This window comes from Turneriella parva DSM 21527, assembly GCF_000266885.1.
GTDB lineage: Bacteria > Spirochaetota > Leptospiria > Turneriellales > Turneriellaceae > Turneriella > Turneriella parva.
Genome location: NC_018020.1, coordinates 3,668,873 through 3,685,143, shown reverse-complemented (window position 1 = coordinate 3,685,143; position 16,271 = coordinate 3,668,873). Strand labels below are relative to the sequence as shown.

At 52.3% G+C, this 16,271-nt stretch carries 13 protein-coding genes and 1 pseudogene; 3 read left to right on the top strand and 11 right to left on the bottom strand.

What is annotated here, in order from left to right; all coding sequences use genetic code 11:
- Positions 1 to 74 precede the first annotated feature (74 nt).
- Together TURPA_RS17835 and TURPA_RS22240 are read right to left on the bottom strand one after the other, a co-directional pair.
- On the bottom strand, positions 75 to 386 hold the full coding sequence (locus TURPA_RS17835) for an HNH endonuclease (RefSeq protein WP_014804657.1): 312 nt from the start codon (positions 384 to 386) through the stop codon (positions 75 to 77).
- A 289-nt stretch (positions 387 to 675) separates the two neighbouring features.
- Positions 676 to 2,286: a transposase gene (locus TURPA_RS22240; protein ID WP_157210579.1), complete on the bottom strand. Its 1,611-nt coding sequence runs from the start codon at positions 2,284 to 2,286 to the stop codon at positions 676 to 678.
- Between the two features lie 405 nt (positions 2,287 to 2,691).
- On the opposite strand from TURPA_RS22240, the gene TURPA_RS17825 reads away from it, so the two are divergent.
- Complete coding sequence (locus TURPA_RS17825) at positions 2,692 to 3,432, top strand: radical SAM family protein (RefSeq protein WP_157210578.1); 741 nt, start codon at positions 2,692 to 2,694, stop codon at positions 3,430 to 3,432.
- Here TURPA_RS17825 and TURPA_RS22235 read toward each other — a convergent pair.
- From TURPA_RS22235 to TURPA_RS17780, 9 genes are read right to left on the bottom strand one after another with little or no spacing between them, the layout of a single operon-like run.
- The gene (locus TURPA_RS22235) at positions 3,429 to 5,174 is read right to left on the bottom strand and encodes an adenylate/guanylate cyclase domain-containing protein (protein ID WP_014804654.1); all 1,746 of its coding nucleotides are present in this window, start codon (positions 5,172 to 5,174) and stop codon (positions 3,429 to 3,431) included. The genes TURPA_RS17825 and TURPA_RS22235 overlap by 4 nt on opposite strands.
- Before the next feature lie 2 nt (positions 5,175 to 5,176).
- Positions 5,177 to 6,067 (bottom strand): HDOD domain-containing protein, encoded by an 891-nt coding sequence (locus TURPA_RS17815; RefSeq protein ID WP_014804653.1) that lies wholly within the window; start codon positions 6,065 to 6,067, stop codon positions 5,177 to 5,179.
- A gap of 59 nt (positions 6,068 to 6,126) precedes the next feature.
- Positions 6,127 to 6,570: a H+transporting two-sector ATPase C subunit gene (locus TURPA_RS17810; protein WP_014804652.1), complete on the bottom strand. Its 444-nt coding sequence runs from the start codon at positions 6,568 to 6,570 to the stop codon at positions 6,127 to 6,129.
- Positions 6,571 to 6,585: 15 nt separating this feature from the next.
- Positions 6,586 to 8,496 carry a V-type ATP synthase subunit I gene (locus tag TURPA_RS17805; protein ID WP_041948674.1) on the bottom strand — a complete coding sequence of 637 codons (1,911 nt, stop codon included), beginning with the start codon at positions 8,494 to 8,496 and terminating at the stop codon, positions 6,586 to 6,588.
- Positions 8,493 to 9,083: a V-type ATP synthase subunit D gene (locus TURPA_RS17800; protein WP_014804650.1), complete on the bottom strand. Its 591-nt coding sequence runs from the start codon at positions 9,081 to 9,083 to the stop codon at positions 8,493 to 8,495. Before TURPA_RS17800 ends, TURPA_RS17805 begins: the two co-directional genes overlap by 4 nt.
- Positions 9,084 to 9,087: 4 nt before the next feature.
- Positions 9,088 to 10,398: a V-type ATP synthase subunit B gene (locus TURPA_RS17795; RefSeq protein ID WP_014804649.1), complete on the bottom strand. Its 1,311-nt coding sequence runs from the start codon at positions 10,396 to 10,398 to the stop codon at positions 9,088 to 9,090.
- Positions 10,395 to 12,176 carry a V-type ATP synthase subunit A gene (locus TURPA_RS17790; RefSeq protein WP_014804648.1) on the bottom strand — a complete coding sequence of 594 codons (1,782 nt, stop codon included), beginning with the start codon at positions 12,174 to 12,176 and terminating at the stop codon, positions 10,395 to 10,397. The genes TURPA_RS17795 and TURPA_RS17790 overlap by 4 nt, the downstream gene beginning before the upstream one ends.
- Entirely contained in the window at positions 12,173 to 13,024 is an 852-nt protein-coding gene (locus TURPA_RS17785; protein ID WP_014804647.1) for a DUF2764 family protein, read from the bottom strand. Before TURPA_RS17785 ends, TURPA_RS17790 begins: the two co-directional genes overlap by 4 nt.
- A complete protein-coding gene (locus TURPA_RS17780; protein WP_014804646.1) occupies positions 13,017 to 13,616 on the bottom strand; it encodes a hypothetical protein in 600 nt (199 codons plus the stop codon). The genes TURPA_RS17785 and TURPA_RS17780 overlap by 8 nt, the downstream gene beginning before the upstream one ends.
- Positions 13,617 to 14,668: 1,052 nt before the next feature.
- Here TURPA_RS17780 and TURPA_RS17775 point away from each other — a divergent pair.
- Positions 14,669 to 14,968: a hypothetical protein gene (locus TURPA_RS17775; protein WP_014804645.1), complete on the top strand. Its 300-nt coding sequence runs from the start codon at positions 14,669 to 14,671 to the stop codon at positions 14,966 to 14,968.
- A gap of 56 nt (positions 14,969 to 15,024) precedes the next feature.
- A pseudogene (locus TURPA_RS17765) lies at positions 15,025 to 16,249 on the top strand (IS3 family transposase); the annotation flags it as partial.
- Positions 16,250 to 16,271: the final 22 nt, after the last annotated feature.

Below are 16,271 nucleotides of genomic sequence, written 5' to 3'. Positions count from 1 at the left end.
TGCTTCTTTGAGGGGCGCCGAGAAAGCGGGTACTTCTCTGATTGAAGTTATTGCAGATTACCCAAGCTCTGGTTTCAAGAAACTTTGGATACATTAAAGTCAAATTCAAGGCCTCTGTTTTTCAGTATATCGTAGCAGAGCTCAACGACAGCTTGTTCGGTCAGGTGGCGTTTCAGCCGCGCTACATCCCTCACGACAAGGCAAATGTTTTCAGGCTGGTGTTGGCCTCCAAGCTCCAGCGGCAAAATGTGCTCACCGTCAGTGTTTTCAGGGGTGAGTTCTCGCCCTGACAGCCTGCAACGATACTGCTGCTTGTCCAAAAGTGTATAGAAGTCCTTGGCTGTAAACTTATAAGAATCTCCAGAGCCCATGAGAGAATAAAACATGCAAAATTCTTAACCGGCAACCCAAGAGGAGATTTTCTGCGAATAGAAAAAGTGGCGTGGCTTATCGTACAAAGGAATCCGATAGGCCACGCCGGGGGATGAATGGTGAAAGGAACATGCTGTGTGCGGCAAACTCATCCCTGAAGATTACCGCAGCCTGTTCACCTTGTGCTGACTGAGCAATACAACTAACTCTCCACCAGCACAGGTATATACTTTGCGGAAGGCTAAACCAAAACCAGAATTAAAAAATGAACCCAGGATAGATTGTACGTAAACGAAGGGAATTTCATTGATACTTCGCATTTGACTTGCGTTCGACGTACTGCTTCTGGACGGATTGGCTATAGCGGGATTCGAAGCTGACGAACTCTTCCCTGTCGAGAACGTATCGGACTGGGGGGAGAATCGGGATACGCTTCCTGAAATCGTATAGCAGCTTAAAGTTAAATCCGTCAGGGTGACTGCGATCAACGACATCTGCGATCCCGGCAACCGCCCAGGTGCGAATGATCCGGTAGGCCTTGGCCCTAGAGATTTGCAGGGAGTCGAGAATTGAATCGAGATCACTCCATTCGTTGTCGCCGAGGAACTCCCAGATTTGATTCGCGTGGAATTCGTAAAGCTGCTGCGACGCAGACTCGTGTTTCTTCTTCCGGGATTGAAACAGGATGTAGTCTTCGACGGCATGTTTCAGGTCTGCGTGTTCAGGGCGCGAGACGAGCTGTTTGATTTGGGTGATGAGATCATCGTTGTCGCTGGACAATTCATTGCGTTTCCGTTCTTCGAGGGTTGGTGGTGTGTACGTGTGCGCCGAGATGCTGGTTCGGAGCCAATTTTCCCTGGGATATATCCGGCTCACCTTACCCAAATCGTGACTTGGGGGGATGGGACCGGACTTGGTAGTTTCACCCGACCCCTGTACGGTATCGCCGGATTTTTTGCGAAATACGATTGAACCGGAAGATCGTTCCGAAGCGGAACCGGTGACCTCTTCCATGTCAGGACGCACCCTTGACACAGGGTTGATACAAGACTCGCTTAATAATTCAATACACTTTTTTTTGGCGGAGGCATGAGCTTTTGATGATCGGGACAGGGTGGAATCGAAGTTCGATTGAGCATCGGAACGTGATTCGGTATCAGAACTTGATGTAGTTCGCGTAGTTGATGTAGTTGGAACTTCGTTCACAGGTTGGTGGTTTGAAAGTGATGTGGTTTTTGTAGTTGCTGTAGTTTGGTCTTCGGGTCGGAGGACTGTGAGCTTTGACCAGCCGTAGTATTTCAGGTTCTTCCAGAAGGCGTATTCGTTTAAGTAGAGTTGAGAGTATTTGGGTGTGATGTAAGAGTAGCCTGCGATGAAGTTGTACTTCAGGTTGCGGTGGTTGCCTTCGGCGACCTGGTTGTGAACTCCGTTGATTGACCAGCGGTTGCGTGCCCAGCGGTAACGGGGATCGGATGACTTTCTGTTGTGGTTCACCATGCGGTGGTTCTTGTTGATTCGGAAGTAGAACTTGTAGCCTTCATCCGTGAAGACAGGGACATCCTTGGGGATGTATTTATCCAATAAACGCCGTAGTGTTTGAGCTTGGTTGTTGGGGATTGAGTCGTAGATCACAGGGCCACCTTTCCAGGACAGGGTGTGGACGAGTGGGCCGCGCTGTGCTCCGCCGAGTTTGTCAGACAGGTAGATCGAAGCGGTCTGTCCGGTGTGTTTGAATCGTTTACGCCCCTGGTTTGCACGCTGAGAAGCTGAGTACAGGACGACGGAGTCGGCTTGTGGTACGGGACGGGATTGCAGGATCGTGTCAACGTGTTTGTCTTCGGATGGGTGTGGTAACTTTGTCTCTATGAACTTTTTCGTTAGCTCTTCGTGCATCAGGGTTTTGATCTTTTTCATTTGATCGGAGGCCAGGAGCTGTAGTCTACGTTTGAGCAGGAGTGCGGAGTTCTTGGCGATACCGAGTCGACGTTGGATTTCGGTGGCTGACAGGACTTGCGGGTAGCGTTCCTGGGATTCGTGCAGGGCCCACCCGAACATCCAGACTGGAAGTCTGAAGTGGTGTAAGGGTGTGTGACTGAGCCGGGATTGTTGGTACTTGCAGTATGAGTGTGAGCAACGAACCGTATAGCTTCGGGTTGAGATTTCCTTGGTCAGCAGGCTGTTGTGGTCGGGGCAATACTTGGGGTATAGCTTGAGAAGGATCTGATAAGTGTAGTTTGTGTAGTAAGATTGTAGACTAGCAGAATGATCAGGAAATGCTGGTTCTTGGAGTATGTGCGACGCAGTTTTCGCAAAAAAATCTTGGACACCGCCGACTTCGCCAACATTCTGTTCGCCGGCCCGTGCAACCGTTTTTGCCCGTTCTGTATCGGCAAAGAAGTCGCAGAGAACCTAAATGCCAGCAATCTCAGTATTTTTCCACCGCTGGGTTGGCAGGCATTTGTCGCTGAAGTTAAGCGGCTGCAGATCGGCGAGGTTGTTTTCACGGGCACGACCACGGACCCTCACCTGTACCGGTACGAAGCACAGTTGATCGATCTTGTACGTGCCGATCTGCCGCAGGCAAAAATTTCGATTCACACCAATGGAGCTTTGTCGCTGAAGAAGATCAAAATCTTCAACCGCTACGACCGGGCCTGTATTTCGCTGCCCACATTGAATCCGCAGACCTACGCGCGCATGATGGGTGTGCCAAAGGTACCCGATCTGAGGCGCATCATCGAGGCTTCTGAGATCCCCGTTAAAGTAAGCTCCATTATAAATGAGCACAATGTCGATGAGGTGGATCTATTTCTCAAACAGCTGTCTGCGCTGGGGGTTAAGCGGGTCGTGTTACGTCGCCTGTTCGGCGATTTGAGGCAGTGGAAAATTCTGCCAGACAGAGTGCCCGTGCGTTACTACCGCAAAAACCCGGTCTATGAAATCGACGGGCTCGAGGTCACCTGGTGGAACTTCGACGAAACCGCGAGCAGCAGCATCAATCTTTTTGCAGACGGCACGCTCAGCAAAGAGTATTTGCTCGTGCGGGCGCCGGCGCGTTAGAGTTCGATAAGTTTCTTCTCGCCGCCGCGCAGGTAGCTGACGCTTTGCAGAAAATGCAGCATGATCTGCTGCTCTTTGCCTTTCACCTTCTGGCTGAATGACCTGCGCACGGTAACATGGTCTTTGACCTTTTCGTAGGTCGCCTGGCTCACGAGCACGCTGCCCGCCTCACCGGATTTTTCTATCCGCGAGGCGGTGTTAACGACATCGCCGAGTGCCGTCCAGTCCATACGTTTGCGCGTGCCGACGCTGCCCAGAATGACCATTCCCGTGTTGATGCCGATGCGCATTTCGATCGGTTCTTCACCGCTGATTTTGCGGTATTCGTTGAGGCCGCCAAAGTTCTTCTGAATTTCAAAGCCGGCAATCACCGCTTCAAGCGGATCGATGAAAATCGCCATGATGCCGTCGCCGAGAAACTTGTCGATATAACCGTGGTGTACCTCAATCGATTTAACGGCGATGCCCATCGACAAGTTCAAGAGATCGATCACCTTTGCCGGATCGAGTTTTTCGCTCGTCGTGGTGAAACCGATCAGGTCGAGAAAGAAGATTGAAAGTTCGCGGTGTTCGTTGGGCAGGTGCAGAAAACCGTGCCTGAGGCTGTCTCGCGCTTTTTCGAGAATCATACCGGGAATGTATGGCCTGATGATACTCTGCAGGTGTACATTCTCGAAAATGGAGCCTTCAGAAAGGTTGCCGGCGTCTTGCGTCAGGTTGATCAGCTGCCAGCAGGTTTCAACCTGTTTGAGCTCGCGGTTGAGAATACCACTGATATTGAAGAGCAGTTCGCGTTTGCCGTCGATGGTTGCGACTTTGAGCCGGTAGTTCTCGAAATGGTTCACCAGATTCACGCTAAAAGGCCCTGAAAAAACGTCTTCGGCAAAGCGCGCTTTGAGCAGACGTGGAAAATCCTCAACATTATTCTCGCGCATGCCGAGCTGGTCGAGCAGGTCACGCGAGACCTGGAGCACATCGCCTTTTTCGTTGAATACGACGACGCCGAGATGCAGTTCAGAAAAAATATGTGCGACGAGCTTATCTTTCGCTTCGCTCGCTTCTAGTATTTTGACCTTGCCCGCATCGCCCACATGAAAGACATCGAGCGGAAAATCAACGCGGGCAGTCGTGCGCGTCTTGCCGACAACAAACTGAAAGTTATGCGGCGATAGTCCAAGGCCTTTGAGCGTCAGAAAAATGAGGGTCCAGCCAAGGCCCGGGGTTTCGACGGGCTTGCCATCGCCTGTCTGCTCTTCGGCATCGACGTAACGGTAAATACTCTGCGAATGCGCCGAGTCTTTGAGCAGTTTTTTCAAATAATCGTATTCTTCGCTTTTCGGGGCGCCGTCGTTAATGACCTCGAGCCGCAGCGACTCACCGTGACGGCTGAGCCGCACAATGATCGCAAGGCCCTGTTCGCGGCAGACGCGCTCAAAATTGCGCGCATAGTTCGTTTCGATTTCATCTTGAAAGATCGAGTTCCACTGTTCGTAGGGTATATCGCCGAGACCTGTTTCTTTGATCGCGTACTCAAAGAAGACATGCTTGTAAAGGGCCTTGAGCGCGTTGTCGGCGAGCTCGAGAACTATGGAGATCACCGGCCCTGCGAGCTGCCTGCGCCCGAGGTCAAAGATGACTTTGCGCACGCCTTCTTTAATCTGGGTCTTGACCCCTGAATACAATTCATAGGCGGTTGTCTCGAAGAGAATTTCTCCCGCTTCTGTAGCGTTTTGCTCTGCCATCGTCAGCCAATAAACGAAAAGACCTGATAGTACGGATCTTTCTCGATCGCCTCGTTCCAGTTTATCGATTCCAGGGCCGAACCGGGCAAAATGCCCAATGCCGCGAAAAAATCTGAGGTTGTTACAGAAGAATTCGCTTCGAAGAATCCGAATTCATTGGCCTTGGCAATCTGGTTCGCGAGACCGACAATGCGTATAATCTGCTGGTCCTTCTCAGGCAGGTGAGAAAGAGCCGCATCGGCGGGCCGGTGAATAAACACCGCGACCTCCCGATAAACGGTGGGCAGATTCCAGATTTTGATTACCATCTGGCCCACGACACCATTGTCGACTCCGAAGAGTTCCCTTTCTGCCTCTCTGAAGGGTTTTGAGGTTTCAAAGGTTTTGTTGAATACTTCAATATACTTCTCGCGGTCGAGGTGATTGAGAATCACTTTGCCGATATCGTGCAGCAGCCCCCCGATGAAGACCTCTTCGGTCAGATTTTTCCAGTGCAGCTGTTCGCAGATGATCTTTGCGATGATAGACGTCACAAGCGAATGCTGCCAGACATAGCGGCGAAAGCGGGCATAGTTGCCGCTCATGAAGATACTTTTGGCAGAAGCGGCGGCCACAATCGAGACGATAGTGCGAAAACCAATCATACCAATGGCCTGTGGCAACGTGCGAATCTCTTGCCCGCGCGAGTAAAAACTCGAGTTGGCCATCTTGAGAATGATCGAAGCGATATTCTGATCTGCCCGAATCAGCCGATCGAGTTCAATGAAATCCATGCGCGTATCATCGCGCAGACCGAGCACCGCCGAAAGCACCTGGGGCTGAAAGGGTAGATGTAAATCGCGTAGACTGACTTCAAGCTGTGCGGGGTCTCGACTGAGCAGCACTCCCGACATCGGTGTCACCTATGGCATGCGCATAGCGCGTAAATAGCTTTTGCGGCGCAATCGTGTTGCTATAGCAGGCCTTTCATCAAGATCGCCGCAACGAGCGAAAGAATGGCGTAAAATTCGGGAAATGCGGCAAGAATCATCGTCTTGCCGAAAGCATCATGGCCGCCGCCGATTGCCTGAATACCGCTCGAGCAGACATTCGCCTGCTGAATCGCCGAAATGAAACATACCAACCCCACCGCGAGGCCTGCACCGAAAACTACCGCCGCATGAAACATGGTGATCCCCGCTTTGACATCGGCAGAATAGAGAATGAATGCGACGAAACCATAGAGCCCCTGCGTCGCCGGTAAACCTGACAGCACGAGTGCGTTGCCGAACGCTTCGGGTTTCTTTTTGATCATGCCGAGCACTGACGAGCCCCCCATCGAAAGCCCGATGGCTGAACCGATGCCCGAGAGACCCACCATGAGTGCCAGCCCTGTGGTTGCGATAATTGTTTCCATTTTTTCTCCTTAAGGTCACGCCTGGGCACGGCGAAACGGATTGTATAGTCTGCCGCCGCCCCTGAAATTGATGTTCTTATAAAATTCGACGAATGTCAGGCGCAACGGGTGCACGAATGCGCCCAACGCTCCGAGTGCAAAATTGAGCGTATGCCCAACCACGAGTATCAGCACTGTGCCTACGATCCAAGGCGAGGCATAGTCGGTAGCACCTGCAGCAGTTCTTGGCAGCAGCATAAATGCAATCTGGTTAAACGCATTGCCGAGCAGCCCACCGGCGAGCGCCAGCGCAAAGAGGCGTATGTATGAGAGAAAATCTCCCAGAAGCCCGGTAGAAAAACCGTAGAAGTCCCAAAGCGCAGCGAGCGGACGAGTAAAAAATTTGCGATCAGGGCTGCCGAAGAAAAAAAACAAGACAACCCCCGCGGTCAGAATCGCCTGCGCCACCTGCTCGGGAACTGAGGTCAAAAAGCGGCCTACCGCAACCGGGCCGATAACAAAGCTGCGGTCGAAACCGAGGCCCATGAAATTTGTGTGCGCAGCGAGAATGAAAGCGGGGCCGCTGATCATCAGCATCGCCAGCGCTTTAACCCCGTAACGCCAGCCGAGCACGAGAATCTCGTTTACGGATTGCAACATGAACGCTGTAAAAATCTGCAGGCAGCCAATGAGCAACGAAAGCGTCATCGCCGGAAATACCGTTTTGCCCTGCACGGTATAGGCCGCAAAAAATGCCGGGTCGGATTTTGCCGCAATGAGCCCCTGGCCATCGCGCACAAAGAGATTCGCTCCGAAGAACGAGTTCATCAGTACGCCGCTGCCGATGGTTGCCGCTGAGAGAATCACGCCAAGCAAACCGATTTTGCGCAGACTCTTTTTCAGTGATAGACTTATCGAAATGGAGAGTAAAACCAGCCCGTAGCCGACATCGCCCATACAGAAACCGAAAAATAGGGTGAAGAACGGTGCAAAGAGCGGTGTCGGGTCGAGTTCGCGGTAATCGGGCAGCGAAAAAATACCAGTAATGGGTTCGAATATTTTTGCGAACCGGCCATTGCTTAGCAAGACCGGTGGATTTTCGCCCTCGGCAGGTTCACCGATTTCATACGCAAGCTTTCTCTCTTCGAAAAAGTTTTTGACTGCGGGTAGTCTCGCAGCAGGAAAATATCCACTGATGCGGTATACCGTACCGGTTTTGTCTGCTTCGAGGCTGTGTTTGGCTGTTTCAAAACTGCGCTGCGTCTCAAGATGAGCGGCCGACTGCATGAGCGACTGAACTCCGGTGGCCAGCGCCGCCAGGCGCGTCTTTGTCTCGAGCAGCTTTTTCTCCAGAAACTCCCGCTCGCGGCGCATCGCTTCAAGATTTGTACCCGGAACAGCAAACTTCTGGAACGGAATTACCGGCGCATCGGCGTGCAGCGTCAGCAAGGCAAAGCGCACGCTATTGCCACCGCGCGAAATTTCTTCTACGCACTGGTCGCCGAAATCGTAACGATCGAAAAATTTTTCAGAACCCGAGAACAGGTGCACGCCGATGCCGTGCTGCGCGAGTAGCGCAATTCCATCGACCGGTATTTCACCCCACGGTGCATAACGCGTATACTGCTCAGCCAATTCACCGAGCGCTTTTTCGTATCGCTCTTTTTGCTGCAGCAATCCTGTGATCAGATTCAGCTGGGCCGCCGACTCATGGGGGAGCGCCACTTCGGGCAAAACCGAGCCCTGAGGCAGCTCACGCTTCGCCTGTAAAATCTGCGCGAGGCTTTTGCGCAGCCCAGTGACGTTCTGCGCCGCGCGTTTTATCCGCTCGGTTTCTGTCTTAACGAGGTTGAGATCTACCACTCCCAGATTCTGCAACGCGCGCAGCATGCGCTTCTTTTCAGTATAAAAAAGCAGCAGCGAAAGGCTGTACATTTTGGCGATCACGACAGGGCCGCCTGGCGCGCGCGCTCTTTGACAATTTTCTGCGCCGCGCGTGAGATATTTTCTTTGTCGTCGAGAAAACTTCGAATGCGCCTGATCGCGTTCGTGTATTGCGGAATCTGGACCTTTTCGTACAGATTGACCTTCTGCGTCGCTTTTTTGCGCGCCTGCTGCAAGACTTCGGTATTTTTGCGCTGCTGGTTGATCTGAAGCCTCAGCCTCACCATTTCACGCAGTACCTCGGTGCCCTTTACAACCCAGCCGCGCTGGTGAAAAAGTCCGGCCTTGATCACGTTGAATTTAATGTCGCCGATGATACTGACCCGCACGCCGGCGATACTGCGCTCTGAAAGCTGAATTTCATCGATACGCAAGAGACCTGGATATTCGGCCCAGAGTTTAATGAAGTGTTCGTTCTGCCGGGCTAGTTCTGCCGCCTCTTTTTGCAGGGCCGCGAGCGATGCCTGGCTTTTGATGAGTTCGAGCCTCAGCGCAGTTTCTTTTGCTTTAAGAATCGGCAGCGCGCGCACCCTGATCGCAAGGTCGCGCCGCAACTTCTGCAGAGCAGGCTTGTTAAGCTGGTACTTCATCGCCTCACTTCACGCTTTTCCAGTACTTATCGAGAATCGCCTGTTTGATACCGACCTCGGTCTTTTCAAAATAAGTCGCCATAAGCCGCCAGCCGGTATCGAGCATCTTTTCGACGCTGATATTCACGTCGATGGCCAATAGCTCGCGCGAATAATCGCGCGCAAAGTCGAGCGCCCGCAGGTCGTAGCGCGTGAGATCAAAACCGTTTTCCTGCTTGGTTTTCGCATTGGCCGCGTCGGCGAAGAGCCTGACGAGCGCATTCATCACCTGCGGATGGTCTTCGCGCGTTTTTTTGCCAATGACGATCTGCTTGAGGCGTGAGAGCGAACGGAACGGATCGACAATGATCTTGCCGACACCCGTGTCACGGCGCAGAAACAGCTGCCCTTCGGTGATGTAGCCGGTGTTATCGGGTATCGCATGCGTAATATCACCATCGTTGAGGGTGGTCACTGCGACTATCGTGATCGAGCCACCGTCGGGAAACTGCGCCGCCTTCTCGTAAATGCGCGCGAGATCGCTGTAAAGCGAACCGGGCATGGAATCTTTCGAGGGAATCTGGTCCATCTTGTTCGACACGATTGAAAGCGCATCGGCAAAAAGCGTCATGTCTGAGAGCAGTACCAGTACCTTCTCTTTGTTTTCGACGGCAAAATATTCGGCGGCGCACAGGCACAGATCGGGAACCAGCAGGCGTTCAACCGGCGGATTATCGGTGGTGTTGATAAATGCGGTGATACGGCTTTCAACCCCGGCGTTGGCAAAAACATTGCGGTAATAGAGGTAGTCGTCATTGGTAAGACCAATGCCACCCAAAATAATACGGTCGGCGTCCGCGCGCAGCGCCACGGTCGCCATCACCTGGTTATACGGCTGGTCGGGGTCGGCAAAGAACGGTATCTTCTGCCCGGCCACGAGCGAGTTATTCAGGTCAATGCCCGCAATTCCGGTGGCAATCATTTCAGACGGCTGCTGGCGCCGCACGGGGTTCACGGTGGGGCCACCGGTCTCAACCAGAAGCCCCGTCAGGGGCGGGCCACCGTCGATCGGTTCACCGTACGCATTGAGGTAACGCCCAGAAAGATCAGGCCCAACGGTGAGCTGTGGCGGCACACCCAGAAAATGCACACGCGAGTTTGTCGCCAGGCCATCGGTACCAGAGAAAACCTGCAGCGTCACTTCGTTGCCGCTGATCTTCACTACCTGAGCGCGACGGCCATCAACTATCGCCATCTCTTCGTTGCCGACGCCTTCTGCCAGCAGCGTGATTGTCGCCTTCGTGATTTTGGAAAGGCGTGTATAAACTTTTTTCATGACACTACCGCGGCAGCCTTCTTGCCAGCAGCGAGGCTTTTGAGTTCAGCCTCGTATTTCGTAAAGTCGGCATTCTTAAACGGAGAGTAGTTCATCTGTTTCATCAGATTTATCAGTTTCTTAAAGAACACTCCGACATCTTCAAAATGCGCAAAATCAAAATCCTGCGTACAAATTTCAGCGACGAGGCCCAGCATGTACTTCTGCCGTTCCATCGGGGTATTCTGGTCAATCGGATCAAACGCGTCCTGCTGCAGAATCGCAAAATCCAGCAACTCGCCTTTCCAGAGTGTAACATGGTAGCTCACCGGTACGCTGTCGTCGCCCAGAATAGAAATCTGGTCGGCCGCTTCAACGCTGCGCCTGAGGTAATCGCGCATGCGCTCGACGAGTTCGGCCCAACCCGGCTGCAGGTCGGCCGCCAGCTGCTCGCGAAACTCAGGGTAATCGAGATACTTGGAATACGAATCGAGCGGGTCAATCGCCGGGTAGCGCTTTGAGTCGGCCCGTTTCTGCGCCAGCGCATAGTAGCAGCGTGCAGCCTTGCGGGTACTTTCGGTCACGGGTTCGTTCATATTACCGCCAGCGGGTGAAACCGTACCGATAAAAGTCACCGAACCGGTATTGCCGTCCTTCAGTCTGATAAAACCCGCGCGCGCATAAAAGGCCGAGATGACCGCCGAAAGGTCCATCGGAAAAGCATCGGGCCCCGGCAGCTCTTCAAGCCGGTTCGACATTTCGCGCAGTGCCTGCGCCCAGCGCGAAGTCGAATCGGCGAGCAGCAGCACTTTTAATCCCATTGCGCGGTAATATTCGGCGATCGTCATGCCGGTATAGACCGACGCTTCGCGCGCTGCCACCGGCATGTTTGAGGTATTGCAGACAATCGTCGTGCGCTCCATCAGCTTGCGACCGGTACGCGGATCTTCAAGTTCGGGAAACTCCTTAAAAATTTCGACCACCTCATTCGCGCGTTCGCCGCACGCCGTGATGATGATGAGATCCGCATTGGCATTCTTGCTCATCGCGTGTTGCAACACCGTTTTGCCGCAGCCAAACGGCCCCGGAATAAAGCCGCTGCCGCCCTCGGGCATCGGGTTCAGCGTATCGACCGCACGAATACCGGTTTCGAGCAATTTGAAAGGGCGCATCTTTTCGGTGTAGTTGGTGATCGCGCGTTTCACCGGCCATTTTTGCCGCATGGTAACTTTTACCGTTTCACCGGAGGAGTTCGTAAGTTCTGCGATCTCGTCGTCGACGCGGTATTTTCCGGCGCTGACGAGACTTTTTACCGTGTGTACACCCTCGAGCGCAAACGGTACCATAATCTTGTGCTTGATCCAGCCTTCGTTGACCTGGCCTAACCAGTCACCGGCTTCAACTTGGGCACCAGCCGCTACAAGCGGGGAAAAATCGAACAGCACTTCTGTATCGAGCGGATCGACCTGCTGGCCGCGTTCAAGAAACAGCCCGGTTAATTTATCGAGATCGTTCTGCAGGCCGTCGTACTTACGCGAGAGAATGCCGGGGCCAAGTGAGATCTCAAGCATATGCCCGGTGAAGCTTACCCTATCGCCGCTCTTGATGCCACGCGTCGATTCAAAGACCTGCGCCTGAGCGGTGTTTCCCGAAACGCGAATCACTTCGGCCATTAGCCTTACTCGATCATGTTCGATATAACAAATTTCGTTTTGCCCAACAGGCCCGTTCGCTTCGATGCTGACGAGGTTCGACAACACACCGGTAATTTTCCCCTGCGTTGAAGATACTCCGCTCATTTTATTACTCCGCTCTCTGCTGGTTCACCTGCAGTTCTGATGATGTCTTCAACAAGATCACCGAGTGCACGCGCTCCCTGATCTGGTGTCAGAGCCCGCCAGCGATGCCTCAGGCTCAGATCGAGAAAATAATAGAGCACGAAATTCAGTGAGAAGATTTCACCGCGCACCAGTGCAGCACAGTGTGTGAGCAGCAGCTCGTCGATCGTTTGTTCGAGTTCGACCAATTTGCCTTCGGCGAGAAGGTGCGCCAGCTGCCCGAGGTAATCGTGCTCTCCGCCAAGCCCAAAATCCGCCTGCGTCGAAGCCGCCAGCGCAACGGGCAGATCGTAATCGCCCACAGTGATACGCGTGATCTTGAAACCCTGTCTACGCGCGTTGAGCGCGAGCAATACATTTTTCAGATCACGCTTGAACAGAAACATCGAGCGGATAAATTCCTGCGGATGGCAAATGCCCGCGTCGTAATAAAGCTCCAGCAACCGGTTCTCGCGTTCGCGCACTGTCCAGCCCGCATGTTTTTCTTCGTTCAAAAACTGATCTAAATATTCCGGTACTATCACCTCACCAGCATAAACATCGATGAGCATGTCATCGAGATCTTCAAAAGTAAAAACAGCAGGAGTATAAAAATGGCTGGCGGTGCGGGGTAAAATGCCATCGCGCTTGCGCAGCAGCTTCAGCAGGTTCTTATTGTCGTTACGGTAAAGCAGATACCGAAAAGCATGGGTTTCAGTTTGGTTGAGGTTGTCTTCGATGAGCAGCCGCACCGCTTCGAGCTCCCCGGCCTCCAGATCAGTCGGGTCGGGCAGCGCATTGACGAGAAAATAGAAATTAGACTCAGCCATTCTGCGATCTGAAAAGCGAAGCTATCGCGGGTTTTATGTGGGGCTGCAAGAACTCGAGAAGCGCCGGCTCGGTAAAATCAAGCTCAAAACCAGCATCTCTTTCTCTGACGACAAAACCTGCCTTCATCGATCCCGCAAGTATTTCGAGCCCCTTCAACCGGCCCTGCATCAGCCCCGACAGCCCGCGCACGAGTTCATCGCGCTGGCCCTGCGGCACGCTGAGCATAAGTCCTGTTCCATCACGGTTTTCGGCCAGCTTGAGAAAAAGATCCTTGATGAACTGGACATCGGAAAGAGCGGCAGAAAGCGGTGACGCGACAGCCTGCGCAGCGAGCAGCTGCGAAATTTCGTTGCGCAGGCTGCCCAGCGCCCGGGAGGCAGTCAGTTTCAAATCAGAATCGGCGCTTCTGAGCAATCGCAGCGCCTCGTCTTTGGCAGCAGCAGTAATCTGCGCCGCTTCGTCTTTTGCTTTGCGCGTAATTTCTGCTGCCTGTGCTTCGGCTGCGGCGGTAATCGCTGCCGCGCGGTCCTGGGCTCGGCTTATGCCCTCCTGGTACACCCGGTCAACTATACGCTCCAGAGTATTCTCCATAGTTCTGCATTGGCGCGTGAGCTTTGTGGACAAGTGTTTTTTAGTTTTACTTCTCTAATACATGGACGTCTGCTACATGCATACCGGATCCTACCCCCGTATATTAGAGGCGGTTAGAACTGCTCGCTATAAATTCAGCCAGCCTTTCGGACACTCAAATTTATCGCAGAATGGAGCCATACCGAATTATAGAAACTTTCGATGTAGTTGAAAATGTGTCCCCCTCAGCTTGATAAATATAGATCAAGTTGCATCTCAGGTGCGTAACGCAATCCGACTTTGTAGTCGTTCAGCGCATTGCTCTTGAAAACGCGCAGCACTTTGTGGTGCGCAACTCGCGATCGTTGACCATGCGCAAATGATAGTCCGTGGGTAGCCGAATATGACACCTCCAATATATCGACGCCGCGAAGATTCATCGAATTCTGTAGGCGTCTCTACGCATAATTATTCATACGGACGCTCAGTATTGAATTCATCGGGCCATTCACCCAAAAATTCTCTGGTGCATTTTCAGATCGCCTTTCAACCTGCCCAAGATTTCCCGATAAATATCAGCGTGCATGCGCACGTGCGCGCCATTCTGATTAGGCCTACATGGTTCAGTGCGATCCAGTGAACTACCCAGTGACATCCACGACGCAGAAAGTTGTGTGAGCCGCGCAATTTGTGCGCCGATGCAATCGGGCTGCCGTCATCAGAGCGAATATTTTCCGGTAGACAGTATTTCTTGAACAGCGCTTCAAAGTGCTTTTTGATAATGTAAATATGGCCTTTTCCAGTATCTGATCTGACAGAATGTAACGGCTGTGTTGATCACGAACTGTCAGAGGTGCACATTTCTGCCCTTCGATGTGTACCACCAATAGACTGGCCCCTCATGGCAAACAGCCAACGTTTGAGGTCGACAGTCCGCACAGGATTCGGCCGCTGAGCTTCATTTCTTTGCTGAATACGATCGGCGGATTTTCTGCGTATACGTTTCCGTTTCTCTGTCAATCTGCATCTTCGCAAGATTTTCTCCGTATGGCTATACTGAGCCAAAAAATAACATGCTGGAAAAGAAAAAATATGGATGCAGACTGTCCTTACTAATGGGCATATATGATGAGCAATTCGGGTTAAAATTGAATGATGAGGTTAAGGATTTAGACGCCTTTAAAGGCCATGTTGTACTGGAATTGCGTAAGGACAAGACTCATAAGATATTAGAAGAAGCAGGAGAAACGATTTTTGCAAGAAGGGTATTGCTTGATTTTCCTGCCCCTTTACAGTATGTTCGAGGCTTAAAGGTCAAATTTTTGAAATTCTCAGGTTCACCGGAGTTGTTTGTGCAGTATTCAACATTGTAGCGACCCCCTAAATCACCGGACACCTTATCCTGCTCCTAAGACATAGGAGTAGTGATATGAATAATGATAGTACTAAGGCTAAGGTAGAGTTAGTCACAACCGTCCAGCGGCGGCGCAGATGGTCGGTCGCGGAGAAACTGGAGATTCTGGTAGAGGCCGAACAGCCCGGTATGAGCATGTCGTATGTGGCCCGAAAACATGGAATCGCAGCGACGCAGATTTTCAAATGGAAAAAGCTGAAAGAGGCTGGCGCTCTGACGGCTGTTGGCAGCGAAGAGGAAGTATTGCCCGTATCGCAGGTCAGGCAGCTCCAAGAGCGCATCCGTCGGCTGGAGAGCATTTTGGGTCGTAAGACGGAAGAAGTTGAAATCCTCAAGGAAGCCGTGCGTATTGGACGCGAAAAAAAACTGATCTCGCACAAGCCATTGCGCGGCATCGAGGGTTTCGAGTGAGCCATGTAGCGGATGTATTGCGTGTCTCACGGTCCAACCTCTATGAAAGTTTGAAATCCTCACAACGGGGGCGCAAGACCGACCTGACGGTAGATGAGCGAGTACTGCCGGAAATCCGACGGATCTGCGACGAAAGACCGACATACGGTTATAGACGCGTGACAGCAATGCTCAACAAAACCCTTGAAAAACAAGGCTTTTCACGCGTGAATAAGAAGCGCGTCTACCGATTGATGAAGGTGCACCAGTTGCTGCTGCAAAAAGTTGCAAGCCGTCGCACCCTTGTGCATGATGGCAGAATCATCACGGCGAAAAGTGACGTGCGCTGGTGCATGGATATATTTGGCGTGCTTACCTGGGATGGCACTCACGTCTGGGTGGCGTTTGTTCTGGATTGCCACGATCGGCAAGTCATCAATCACTTTAGCAGCACCGTCGGCATCGACGGTCTGAACATTCGCGACATGCTGCTCGGTGCAGTCGAAGAGCGCTTTGGCAAGGCTGAATGCCCACACACCATTCAACTGCTCAGTGATAATGGCCCACAATTCACGAGCCGTGAAACGGTTCATTTTGCATCTTCCATCGGCTTTCAAGTCTGCACGACGCCTGCCTATAGCCCTGAAAGCAACGGTATGGCCGAAGCATTTGTGAAAACATTCAAGCGCGATTACGTTTACATAAATCGCCTTGAATCCGCGTGGAAAGTAATGCCGCAGATTTCAGACTGGATGCATGACTACAACCATCATGCGCCCCATAAAGGCTTGAAGATGCGTTCGCCGGTTGAATACAGGAACCTAATGGCAGCAGGTTAAGCTGTCCGGTTTTCGGGGGTCACTGCATGCCCG